This window comes from Streptomyces sp. NRRL S-920 (genome assembly GCF_000717945.1).
Classification (GTDB): domain Bacteria; phylum Actinomycetota; class Actinomycetes; order Streptomycetales; family Streptomycetaceae; genus Streptomyces; species Streptomyces alboniger.
The window spans coordinates 229,936-241,497 of the sequence record NZ_JODF01000002.1; the positions used below are offsets into that span (position 1 = coordinate 229,936).

Genomic DNA, 11,562 nt, shown 5'->3' on the forward strand with positions numbered 1-11,562 from the left:
CACCCCCGTGGGTCTCAGACCGGGCAGATCAGTTCCCACGTGTCGACCGCGTGGTCCAGTGCCATGCCGTGCCGCTCGTACAGGGCGAGCGCGCCGCTGCTGTTGTCCGTGTCGACGCCGAGGCCGATCCGGTCGCGGCCGCGCGCCGCGTAGTGGCCGAAGGCGTGGCGCAGGAGGTGGCTGCCGAGGCCGCGGCCGCGGGCCTCGGGCAGGACGCCGAGGTTGCCGATCCAGGCCATCGACGGGCGGTCGTCGTGGGTGCGCAGCACGCCCGCGTCGCCGACGCCGTCGACGTGGGCGATCCAGATCAGCGACCAGTCCGCGCGTTCGGCGCCGATGTCGTCGAGCCACTGCGGGTAGCTGCGCGGCTGGAAGTCGAAGTGCTCGGTGAAGCACTCCTGGAGCAGTCGGTGGGCGTGCCTGCGGTCCTCCTCCGCCGAGCAGTCCCGTAGCGTCACGCCGGGCACGGGCGTCGGCGGCTCGTCGGCGTGGACGCTGATGTGGCGGGCCATCACGTTGTAGCGGCGCACGGTGCGCCAGCCCCGCGCGGCCAGCGCCGACAGGTCCATGGTGGGCGTGCTGTTGAGGTGCAGGTGCAGCACGGCGCGCGCCGCTCCGTTGGCCGCCGCGCGCCGTGCGGCGCGGGCCTCCATCAGGTCGAACAGGTGCAGGGCGCCCCGCGGCCGGCCGGGGAGCACGTAGTGGTCGACGTCGATCCGCTCGCCGCCCGACTCGTCCCACAGCAGGGCGTACCCGACGAGGCGCTCCCCCTCGAACAGCAGCCAGGAGTCACGCTCCAGGTCCACCTCGGGGTGGTTCAAGTCGGCCTGCACCTCGGCCAGTTCGGTGTCGGCGCGGCCGATCTCCAGCAGGTCGACCTCGTTGAGCAGGGCGCACACCGCCGCCGCGTCGCCGAGCGTCGCGGCCCGCACGGTCAGGCCGGGCGGCAGCGTGAGAGACATCGTCATGCGCCCACTGTCCGCCGCCACGCCCTGTGCCCGCAACGGACTTTTCTCCAGGCGCCCCCGGGCTCCGTCAGGCCAGTACCGCCCGTACCGTCTTGCCGCCGCGGCGCGCGGTCACGACCTCCAGGCGGTGGGTGAGCTGGCGGACCATCGCCAGCCCCCGGCCGTTCTCCCGCTCACTGCTCGGTTTGCGCACGCGTGGGCGCACCGGGCTCGTGTCGTAGACCTCGACGGTCACCCGGTCACCGGCGACCTCCACGCGCAGGCGGCAGCCGCCACGCGCGTGCTGGACGGCGTTGGAGACCAGCTCGGAGACGACCAGCGCGGCGTCGTCCACGCGCTCGGCGGGCAGTTCGGCCTTGCGGTGGTGCGCTCTGACGAGGAACGCGCAGGTCAGCCTCCGTGCTCGCCCCGCCGAAGCGGCTTCCTGCGGCAATGCGTACTCCACCCTGGTGGTGGGCCGATGGGCGCGCTGGTGCGCACGCATGGCAACTCACTTCCCCTCCCGTGGACAACCGGTACACCCGCGATCACTGTCGCCACCGGGGCCGCGGCGTGTCTTGCGCGACCGGTCCTGCCTCACGGTGATGCCCCCCTCGGCTGATCGCCAATCCGCCCGTCCAGTGCGCCCTACAGCACCAGGCGGATACGCCCTCAACAACCACCCTGGTGGTCCTTGTCGTTGTCATGTGCCCCAGCCGTCGGCATCCGGAGCGGCGCCGCCCCCATGGCACCCAACTGACGTCACCCGCACCGCACTTCACGCCTATCATCTCTGCGACGCCGGGACTTCCCAGCGGCGAGGCCCGGGGCGGCACATGCTCTTCAGCGAGCACATGCTCTTCAGCGAGAGGACGGCGGGGACTTGAGTTCGATACGGAAGCGCGTCGCCCGCAGACGCCGTAGGGCCATGGCCGCCGTCGGCGCCGCGGCGGCGGTCGTGGCCGGGCTCCAGCTGTCGCCCAGCGCGTTCGGCACCGACGACGCCGATGCCACCGATGACAGGGCGCCCGCGTCGTCGCGCCCGGCCGCGGCGCCCACGCGCACGGCGGCGAGCCACGCGGAACGGCAGGACTTCAGCTCCTCCGGATCCGACGGGACACGCTTCAGGGACGGCGTGATGTCCCTCACGCCCGCGCCCTCTGCGGCTCCCGCCGGGCGTGCCGCGCCCGCCGCCCCGCACGGCGAGGGCTGGACGTCGGCCGGCGCGGCCAAGCTTCTCGGCACCGGCTACACCGTCAGGTTCTACGACAGGAGGGCCGCCGACTGGCTCGGCCCCTACGTCAAGCGGTCGGCCGCCGACCTGCGGCGCGTCACGAACCTGCCGGTCACCGTCGACTCCCGGCCGGTCGGCTGGGACCACGTCAGGACCAGGGGCGAGGTCGTCATCGGGCTGCTGCGGCGTCCGTGCGTACCGCCCGCCGACGGCGGCGGCTCGGGCTGGAAGGTCGTCCGTGACGGATCCGGCAGGAAGAATCTGAGCTGCGGCTTCTACGCCTCCTCCCTCCCGGCCACGGTGACCAGCGGGCACGCGTACATCAACGACGAGTTCTTCTCCGCCGATGGAAAGCCCGCGCCGTCCATGGGCGAGACCTATCTGCGCAACCACATCAGCCACGAGCTGGGGCACACGATGGGCCTCGCGCACGCCAACCGCGGCGCGGCGCGCGGCGACTGCGTCAAGGGCACCGATTCGGGCGAGGCACCGGTGATGTGCACGCCGGCCAACGCCTACCAGGACAGGCGCGCGGGCACCTACGTGCAGCAGTACGACGTCCAGGGCCTGCGCCACCTGGCCCGCGCGGGCGGCGCCGCGCTGCCCCCGCAGGGCAAGGTCACCGGCATCGGCCGCAAGTGCCTCGACGTCAAGGGCGGAAGGGCCGTCAACGGCACGCGGATCCAGCTGTACGCCTGCAACGGCGGCGTCGCCCAGTCGTGGATCCTCCAGCAGGACGGCACCTTCCGCGCCCTCGGCAAGTGCCTGGACAACCACCGCGACGCGAACACCGACGGCAACCGCATCAGCCTGCGCGACTGCGACGGCGGCGCCTCCCAGCGTTGGTCGGTGAATGCCGGCGGCCGGATCGCGCACGTCGCCTCGGGCAAGGTCCTGGACGTCAGGGGCGGCCGCACCGCCAACGGCACCGAGGTCCAGCTGCACACGGCGAACACGCGAGAGCGCCAGGTCTGGGTCACGCCGAAGTAGCGCGCGGGCAGTGCCGCGGCGGCGCCCGGTTAAGATCGCCGAAATGCAGAAATTCTGTACAACCAGCGAGGAACGAACAACTGTGCAGGTCAAGGGGTGGGGTGTCGTGACGGCGGCCGTGGGGGCGGCGCTCACGATGGTGCTGGCGGGCTGCGGCGGAGAGGGCGGCGACGACCGTCCGGGCCGTGAGCCGGGCAAGGCCGCGCAGGACGAGCGGAAGGACGCCCGCGCCGTGCTGACGGCCGCTGCGAGGAAGACCGCGGCGCAGTCCTCGTACAAGACGGTCCAGACGGGGCAGGGCGGCACCGACCGCTCCGAGATGCTCTACCAGAAGAAGCCCGCGGCCTCGGTCATCAAGGCGGAGGTGTCGAAGTCCGCGGCCAACCCGACCGGCGTCAGCCACATGCTCTCCCTGGGCGGCTCGACGTACGTGAAGACGGACAAGGTGCCGGGCAAGAGCTGGTACAGCATGGATCTCGGCGGAGGTGCGGACGGGGGCGGTGGCGCTCCGCGCGCGGCCGGGTACGTCGCCGAGTTCGCGGGCGCGCTCGCCGCGACGAAGTCCACCGCGTGGGTTGCCGAGGAGAAGACCGGCGGCCGGGCCGCCGACCACTACCGCGGCAAGGTCGTCCTCGACCAGCTGGCCGAGTACACCGGTCCCGCGCTGTCGAAGGACCTGCGGGACCTCTACGTCACGGCGGCGAAGAAGCAGGGGCTGAAGTCGGTCGTCATCGACATGTGGGTCGGCAAGGACGACCTCGTCCTCAGGTCGCGGGAGACCGGCGAGGGCAAGAAGGGCCGCGAGGTGATCAACGAGGAGTACTCGGACTTCGGCGCCGTGCCGAGGATCTCCGCGCCACCCGCCGGGTCGGTCGCCACGTGGGACGAGTTCATCGCGGCCCAGGCACGGCCGTAGCGGACCGCCCAGCGGCTACAGTCACCAGCGATCAGCCCCGCTCACCTGGGAGTACCTCGGACCATGGCCGTCGACGAACTCGACACCCGCATCCTGCGCCTGCTCCTCGAACAGCCCCGCACCAGCCTGCGCGAGTACGCGCGCGTGCTCGGCATCGCGCGGGGCACGCTCCAGGCCAGGCTCGACCGCCTGGAGCGGGACGGCGTGATCATGGGCACGGGTCCGTTCCTCTCCCCCGCGGCGCTCGGCCACCCGGTGCTGGCGTTCGTCCACATCGAGGTCACACAGGGGCACTTGGACGAGGTGGGTGACGCGCTCGCGGCCGTGCCCGAGATCATCGAGGCGCACTCGATCACGGGCGGCGGCGATCTGCTGACGCGCGTCGCGGCACGGGACAACGGCCACCTGGAGGACGTCATCCAGCAGTTGATCAAGTTGCCGGGCGTGGTGCGTACGCGGACCGAGATGGCTCTGCGGGAGCGGGTCCCGCACCGGCTGCTCCCCCTCGTCGAGTCGGTCGGCAGGGCGGCCTCCGGGCCACGCTGAGGCCCTCCTGGCGGCGACGACCTGCGCCTTTGGCATCCTGGTCGGCATGAGCAGCTTCGGCAGGACCTCGGTCATCCTCGATCTCGACGGCACCCTCGTGGACAGCGAGCCCCACTACTACGAGGCCTCGCGGGCCCTGCTCGCCGAGTTCACCGGCCGGGAGTACACCTGGGCCGACAACGAGCGGTACGTGGGCATCAGCTCCCACGAGACGCTGGCGCGGTGGCGAACCGAGTACGGGATCGACGCGTCGGTGGCCGAGCTGATCGCCGACCTCGACCGGCGCTATCTGGAGCTGGCGCGGGCCGGGACGCATGTCTTCCCCGAGATGCGCAGGCTCGTGGAGCGGCTGCACGAGGCGGGCGTGCCGATGGCCGTGGCGTCGGGCTCGTCCCGCGCGGCGATCGAGGCGGTCCTGGCCGGTACGGGCCTGGACGCCCAGCTGACCACGCTCGTCTCCGCCGAGGAGGTGCCGCGCGGCAAGCCGGCGCCGGACGTGTTCCTCGCCGCGGCCGCGCTGCTGGGCGCGGAGCCCGCGGACTGCGTGGTCTTCGAGGACGCCGCACCCGGCGCGATAGCGGCGCGGGCGGCCGGGATGCGGTGCGTGGCGATCCCGTATGTCGCCGCCCACGCCGACGACCAGGCCTTCGCGGAGGCGGAGCTGCTGGTCCGGGGAGGCCAGAGCGAGTTCACGGCGCAGGCAGCGCTGAACGTACTGGCATCCGCGAAGGCGCCCCGTTAGGGGCGCGGGGAACTGCGCGACCAGCCACACGCGGCTCGCACGGGAAGGGCTCAGGCCGCCCCGGCCACCCGCTCCGGAGTCAGCAGCTCGGCAAGCCGCTCCGGCGGCAACAGCCCCTTCTCCAGGACGAGTTCGGCGACCCCCCGCCCCGTGGCGAGCGCCTCCCGCGCGATCTCCGTGGCGGCCGTGTAGCCGATGTGCGGATTGAGCGCGGTGACGAGCCCGATGGACGTCTCCACGGAGTGGCGCAGCACTTCGGTGTTGGCGGTGATGCCCTCGACGCACCGCTCGGCGAGGGTCAGGCACGCCGCGCGCAGCGAGGTGATGCTCTTGGCGAGCGAGTGCAGGATGACCGGTTCGAAGGCGTTGAGCTGGAGCTGGCCCGCCTCGGCGGCCATGGTGATGGTGACGTCGTTGCCGATGACCTCGAAGCAGACCTGGTTGACGACCTCGGGGATCACCGGGTTGACCTTGCCCGGCATGATGCTGGAACCGGCCTGCACGGGCGGCAGGTTGATCTCGTTGAGTCCGGCGCGCGGGCCGGACGACAGCAGCCGCAGGTCGTTGCAGCTCTTGGAGAGTTTGACGGCGATCCGCTTCAGGACGCCGGACAGATGGACGAAGGCACCGCAGTCCTGGGTCGCCTCGACCAGGTTGGCGGCCGTCACCAGCGGCATGCCGGTGATCTCGGCGAGGTGGCGGCGGGCGGTCTCGGCGTATCCGGCGGGGGCGTTGAGTCCCGTACCGATCGCGGTGGCGCCGAGGTTGATCTCGTGGATCAGCTCGACGGCCTCGGCGAGGCGCATGCGGTCCTCGTCGAGCATCACGGCGTACGCGGAGAACTCCTGGCCGAGCGTCATCGGCACCGCGTCCTGGAGCTGCGTGCGCCCCATCTTCAGGACGTCACGGAACTCCAGGGCCTTCGCGGCGAACGCGTCCTGCACGACCGACATGGCGCGCAGCAGCCCGTGCACGGCGCTGATCGCCGCGACCTTCACGGCGGTCGGGTAGACGTCGTTGGTGGACTGGCTGAGGTTGACGTCCTCGTTGGGGTGCAGGTGCTCGTACGCGCCCTTGGGGTGGCCGAGGAGTTCGAGCGCGCGGTTGGCGACGACCTCGTTGGCGTTCATGTTGGTGGAGGTGCCCGCGCCGCCCTGGATGACGTCGACGACGAACTGGTCGTGCAGGTGCCCGGCCCGGATCTCCCGGCAGGCGGCGACGATCGCGTCGGCCTTGGCCTTGGGGAGCAGGCCCAGTTCCTCGTTGGCGCGGGCCGCGGCCTCCTTGACGGCGGCGAGCGCGTCGATGAGCTGCGGATAGACGGAGATGGGGATGCCCGTGATGGGGAAGTTCTCCGTGGCGCGCAGGGAGTGGATGCCCCAGTAGGCGTCGGCGGGGACGTCACGGTCACCGAGCAGGTCGTGTTCGCGACGGAGGGCGGGGGCGGCGGTCATGGTGTTGTTCTCTTCCGGGGCCGAAGCGCCCCCGACGGGGCGCGAGGCTGTGACATATGCGGCTCCGCCGCGCGGGCGCGACCAGCCACATACGGCCCGCAGACTGATACGTGTTCCAGCGTGACGCTCAGGCAGCCGCAGCCTCGTCCAAGGCCGCCGCCCCCTCACCGACGACCCGGCGCAGAAGAGCCTCACGCTCCCCCGGCCTGGAGGCCGAGAGCAGCGCCGCGAGCACCGCGCTGCGAGCCTGCCCGGCGCGCAAGGTGCCGGTCAGCACCGCCCCGGCCCCCGCGAGGTCGACCGCGCCGCCATGGGTGTAGATCTCGGTGACGGGCCCGGCCTGTACCCGGGTGGTGAGGGCGACCAGGACCCCGCGCTCGATCGCGGCGGAGATGGCGGCGACGAACTCCGGCGTCGCGTTGCCCGCGCCGGTGGCGACGAGCACGATGCCCTGGGCGCCCGCCTCGACCGCCGTCTCCACGAACAGCGCGTCGGCGTCGACGTGGTGCATGACCATGTCGACGCGGGGCAGCGTGGCGGTGGGCGCGGGCAGCGGCAGCGGTTCGGGGCGCTCGGGGCGGTGTTCGATGGAGACCTTGCCGAAGCCGACCTTGCCGACGCGCGGCCCGGACGGGTCGGCGAAGGCGTCGGCGGCGAGGGTCTGGGTCTTCACGGTGCCGCGCGCGGCGTGCACCTTGCCGTCGAAGACGACCAGCACACCGAGGTCGCGCACGGTCGCGGCGGTGAGCAGGGCGTCGTAGAGGTTGCCGGGCCCGTCGCCGCCCTCGGCGCCGAGCGGCTTCTGGGCGCCGGTGAAGACCACCGGGCGGGGGTCGTGGTGGTGCAGGTCGAGCAGGAAGGCGGACTCCTCCAGGGTGTCCGTGCCGTGGGTGACGACGATCCCGTCGACGCCGGGGTCGGCCAGCACCTCGTGCACGGTGCGCAGCAGGGTGAGCTGCTGGGCGGAGGTCAGCCGCGGGCTGTTCACGTTGAACAGGTCGATGATCTCGGAGGTGATGCCGTGGGGTATCGCGGCCGTGGCCATGACCTCGCGGCCGGGGGCGTCGGCGGCGAAGCCGGTTCCCTGCCAGCGGCTGGCGATCGTCCCGCCGGTGCTGATGACGACGATCCGTCGCGCCTGCGTTTCCACGTCCGCGTACCTCCCAGGAACCCAGAGGATCAACGGCCCCCCGAGCGGTGGCCGACCTCGGCGCAACGATAGATCGAACACCGCGCAATGTGCTTGCCTCTATCCGCTCGATTAATCGATCGCCGGGGTGGATAATTGCGCCATGGACGCGATCGACCGCAATATTTTGCGCGAGCTTCAGAACGACGGACGGCTGACCAATCAGGAGCTGGCCCAGCGGGTCGGCCTCAGCGCCTCCCCGTGCATGCGGCGCGTGCGCCAGCTGGAGCTGGACGGCGTGATCCAGGGGTACCGCGCGGTCGTCGACCCGGAGGCGCTCGGCCGGGGCTTCGAGGTGCTGGTCTCGATCGAGGTGCGGCGCGACCGCGAGACGGTCGAGGCGTTCGAGGCGGCGCTCCAGGACATCCCGGACGTCATCGAGGCGTACCGCCTCTTCGGGAGCCCCGGCTGTCTGCTGCGCATCGCCGTCGCGGACCTTGCCGCGTACGAGCGTCTGTGGATCGAGCGGCTCACCGCGCTCGCGGGTGTCACGGAGGTCAACTCCCAGATCATCATGAAGCGGATCAAGGAGCCCAAGGGCCTTCCGGTGGGCGGCTAGGGCCCCCCGGGGTCACTCCCGCCAACTCCTCTTTGGTACAGACCTATTGACGGCTGGTCCGGTCCTTTCTACCGTGACGCTTCGCACCACGCACGTCTCCTCCCCCCTCGCACGCAAGGAGCACAGCGTGATCGGTCGGACGTTACGCCTGCTGGGGACCGCCCTGGCGATGGCCTGTGTCGCACAACTGCCGGCCGCCGCGGCGGCCCCCTCCTCCCTCCCGGCCCCTTCCACCCCCGCCGCCGACACCTGCGCGGTCAAGTCGAGGCCCGCGGGCAAAGTGCTCCAGGGCTACTGGGAGAACTGGGACGGAGCGGCCAACGGCGTCCACCCGCCCTTCGGCTGGACCCCGATCACCGACTCCCGCATCCGCCAGCACGGCTACAACGTGATCAACGCGGCCTTCCCCGTGATCCGCTCCGACGGCACCGTCCTGTGGGAGGACGGGATGGACTCGACGGTCAAGGTCGCGACCCCGGCCGAGATGTGCCAGGCCAAGGCGGACGGCGCCACGATCCTGATGTCCATCGGCGGCGCGACGGCCGGCATCGACCTGAGTTCGAGCCGGGTCGCCGACCGCTTCGTCGAGACGATCGTGCCGATCCTGAAGAAGTACAACTTCGACGGGATCGACATCGACATCGAGACCGGGCTCGTGGGCAGTGGCAACATCAACCAGCTCTCCCCCTCCCAGTCCAACCTCGTCCGCATCATCGACGGCGTCCTCGCCCGGATGCCCGCGAACTTCGGCCTGACCATGGCCCCGGAGACGGCGTACGTCACCGGGGGCAGCGTCACGTACGGCTCGATCTGGGGCGCGTATCTGCCGATCATCAAGAAGTACGCGGACAACGGCCGGCTGTGGTGGCTCAACATGCAGTACTACAACGGCAGCATGTACGGCTGTTCCGGCGACTCCTACCCGGCGGGCACCGTCCAGGGCTTCACGAAGCAGACCGACTGCCTCGACAAGGGCCTGGTCATCCAGGGCACCACCATCAAGGTCCCCTACGACAAACAGGTCCCCGGCCTGCCCGCCCAGCCGGGCGCGGGCGGCGGCTACATGTCACCGAACCTCGTGGCCCAGGCGTGGAACCACTACAACGGCGCCCTGAAGGGCCTGATGACCTGGTCCATTAACTGGGACGGGTCGAAGGGGTGGACGTTCGGGGACAACTTCAAGCGATTGACGTAGGCGTCACGGGCCGGAGCGGGCCGCGGCCTGCCGTCGGTGGTGTGCGGGCCGCGCTCGTGACCGCCCGGTGCGCGGCGGCCGCCAGCGCCCGCCGGTCCGTTCCCCACAGCGGCGGGTGCGCCGTGATCCGTACGGTGAGATCGCGGGCCGCGGCCACGCGGCGCAGTGAGGTGGTGAAGTCCTCGGCGCCGAGGAAGGCCGCCGCCGTGGTGGCGGCGCCGCCCTCGCGGTAGGCGACCGTCACCGGGCGCACCGGAGCGCCCGCGTCGGCCGCGGCCTGGAACGCCGCCCGGCGGAAGCGTCCGGCCGCCGCGGAGCACCACGTCGTCGCCTGAGGGAAGACGGCAATCGAGGTGCCACCACGCAACTCGTGCGCCAACTCCGCCACGACCGAGGGGAGTTCGCGCGGGCTTCCGCCCCTGTCGATGAATCGAGTCCCCGCGCGCCGGGCCAGCGCGCCGATCACCGGCCACTGGCCCACCTCGCGTTTGGCGAGGACGCACACCGGCTCGATTGCGAGCAGCGCGAGGACATCGAGCCAGGAGATGTGGTTGGCCACGACGAGGGTGCCCACGCCGCCGACCTCCACCCCCAGCCGCCCGGCGGGACCCGCCTCCAGCCGCACCCCGAGCGCGCCGAGCACCGCACGTGCCTCGCCCCGCAGGACCCGGGGTGCGGCGAGCCGGTCGCCCCGCGCGGCGGCCCGGCTCAGCACGTACGTCAACGCGGCGTACCGTCGCGCCAGTTCACCCGGCGGCACGCGCCCCACCGGGTCGGCGGCGCAGCTCGCCGGACAACCGGGCTCCAGCGCCCAGGGGCTCACCGCGCCTCCTCGCCCAGGAAGAAGCGGCGGTGTCGCGCGCTGAGCCGTTCCGTGTCGAGCAGTACGAAGAAGTCGGCGACGCCGAACTCCGGGTCGTGCGCCGGGGCCCCGCACATCCACGCGCCGAGACGGAGGTAGCCGCGCAGCAAGGGCGGCAGGTCGGCGTAGGCGGGTCGCTCCGGGGCGGGTCCCGTCGGCGTCCAGGGGCGCCGGGGGTGCACGCGCAGTTCGGGCGGCGCGGCGTGCTTGGCGGTGCCGAGCAGCCAGGCGCTGGACGCGGCCCGCCCGCCGTCGGCCAGCGGGACGGAGGCGCAGCCCGCCAGGTGGCGGTGGCCGGAGAGCAGGACGTAACGGGCGAGCGCGGACCACATGAGGTTGATGACGGCACCCGAGCGGTGGTCGGGGTGCACGCAGGAGCGGCCCGCCTCGACGGTGGAGGAGCGCAGGCCGTCCAGGGCGCGCAGGTCGAACTCCCGGTCGGAGTAGGACCGTTCGGCCCGGCCCGGCGGCAGCAGACGGTAGGTGCCGACGACATCGCCGGTCGCGGTGTCGGTGACGATGAGGTGGTCGGCGAGGTCGTCGTAGTCGTCGACGTCGTGTCCGGGCAGGGGCGTGTCGAGCGCCGCGCCCAGCTCCTCGCCGAACACGCGGTGGCGCAGCCGCTGGGCGGCCCTGATCTGTTCGGTGGTGTCCGCGAGGGAGGTGACGTACGAACTGGTGACCGTCGAAGCGAGTGATGTCGAGGGCATGACACTTCCGTTCTCGGTTCGGTGGGGACGTGCAGGCACCGGCTGCGTGCCACCCGCGAGCCCCTACTCGCGAGCGGCACGCTCAGCACGGTGGCGGCCCAGCCTGAACTTCGCCCTTCCGACGCACGTCCGCGGAACGTCCGGCGCACGTCGGGAACACGTTCCTAGGGGCGCCGGCAGGCCCGTCACGGCGACCGTGCGGCCGTAGCCGGACCGGG

12 protein-coding genes are annotated in these 11,562 nt (G+C 72.0%); 6 read left to right on the forward strand and 6 right to left on the reverse strand.

Annotated elements, in window-relative coordinates; translation table 11 throughout:
• Nucleotides 1–14 precede the first annotated feature (14 nt).
• Both IG54_RS0102535 and IG54_RS0102540 read right to left on the reverse strand, forming a co-directional pair.
• On the reverse strand, nucleotides 15–968 hold the full coding sequence (locus IG54_RS0102535; RefSeq protein WP_030776722.1) for a GNAT family N-acetyltransferase: 954 nt from the start codon (nucleotides 966–968) through the stop codon (nucleotides 15–17).
• Nucleotides 969–1,035: 67 nt separating this feature from the next.
• Entirely contained in the window at nucleotides 1,036–1,452 is a 417-nt protein-coding gene (locus tag IG54_RS0102540; protein WP_234335932.1) for an ATP-binding protein, read from the reverse strand.
• Nucleotides 1,453–1,830: 378 nt separating this feature from the next.
• Between IG54_RS0102540 and IG54_RS0102545 the strand changes: the two genes are divergently transcribed.
• From IG54_RS0102545 to IG54_RS0102560, 4 genes are all read left to right on the forward strand, one after another.
• Nucleotides 1,831–3,171, forward strand: coding sequence for a ricin-type beta-trefoil lectin domain protein (locus IG54_RS0102545; RefSeq protein ID WP_030776728.1), 1,341 nt, complete (start codon nucleotides 1,831–1,833; stop codon nucleotides 3,169–3,171).
• A 106-nt stretch (nucleotides 3,172–3,277) separates the two neighbouring features.
• On the forward strand, nucleotides 3,278–4,087 hold the full coding sequence (locus IG54_RS0102550) for a hypothetical protein (protein ID WP_158708777.1): 810 nt from the start codon (nucleotides 3,278–3,280) through the stop codon (nucleotides 4,085–4,087).
• 63 nt (nucleotides 4,088–4,150) lie between these two features.
• Nucleotides 4,151–4,633, forward strand: a complete 483-nt coding sequence (locus IG54_RS0102555) for an Lrp/AsnC family transcriptional regulator (RefSeq protein ID WP_030776732.1) — start codon at nucleotides 4,151–4,153, stop codon at nucleotides 4,631–4,633.
• Nucleotides 4,634–4,679: 46 nt separating this feature from the next.
• Complete coding sequence (locus IG54_RS0102560; RefSeq protein ID WP_030776734.1) at nucleotides 4,680–5,375, forward strand: HAD family hydrolase; 696 nt, start codon at nucleotides 4,680–4,682, stop codon at nucleotides 5,373–5,375.
• Nucleotides 5,376–5,425: 50 nt separating this feature from the next.
• On the opposite strand, the gene aspA is transcribed toward IG54_RS0102560, so the two are convergent.
• Complete coding sequence (aspA, locus tag IG54_RS0102565) at nucleotides 5,426–6,829, reverse strand: aspartate ammonia-lyase (RefSeq protein WP_030776736.1); 1,404 nt, start codon at nucleotides 6,827–6,829, stop codon at nucleotides 5,426–5,428.
• 127 nt (nucleotides 6,830–6,956) lie between these two features.
• The gene (locus tag IG54_RS0102570; protein WP_030776738.1) at nucleotides 6,957–7,979 is read right to left on the reverse strand and encodes an asparaginase; all 1,023 of its coding nucleotides are present in this window, start codon (nucleotides 7,977–7,979) and stop codon (nucleotides 6,957–6,959) included.
• Nucleotides 7,980–8,121: 142 nt separating this feature from the next.
• Here IG54_RS0102570 and IG54_RS0102575 point away from each other — a divergent pair, with 142 nt between their 5' ends.
• A complete protein-coding gene (locus IG54_RS0102575) occupies nucleotides 8,122–8,577 on the forward strand; it encodes an Lrp/AsnC family transcriptional regulator (RefSeq protein WP_030776740.1) in 456 nt (151 codons plus the stop codon).
• Between the two features lie 130 nt (nucleotides 8,578–8,707).
• Nucleotides 8,708–9,772, forward strand: a complete 1,065-nt coding sequence (locus IG54_RS0102580; protein WP_030776744.1) for a chitinase — start codon at nucleotides 8,708–8,710, stop codon at nucleotides 9,770–9,772.
• On the opposite strand, the gene IG54_RS37560 is transcribed toward IG54_RS0102580, so the two are convergent.
• Both IG54_RS37560 and IG54_RS0102590 read right to left on the reverse strand, forming a co-directional pair.
• Complete coding sequence (locus IG54_RS37560; protein WP_063756179.1) at nucleotides 9,756–10,595, reverse strand: lysophospholipid acyltransferase family protein; 840 nt, start codon at nucleotides 10,593–10,595, stop codon at nucleotides 9,756–9,758. The two genes, IG54_RS0102580 and IG54_RS37560, sit on opposite strands and share 17 nt — an antisense overlap.
• The gene (locus tag IG54_RS0102590) at nucleotides 10,592–11,344 is read right to left on the reverse strand and encodes a GNAT family N-acetyltransferase (RefSeq protein WP_030776750.1); all 753 of its coding nucleotides are present in this window, start codon (nucleotides 11,342–11,344) and stop codon (nucleotides 10,592–10,594) included. The genes IG54_RS37560 and IG54_RS0102590 overlap by 4 nt, the downstream gene beginning before the upstream one ends.
• Nucleotides 11,345–11,562: the final 218 nt, after the last annotated feature.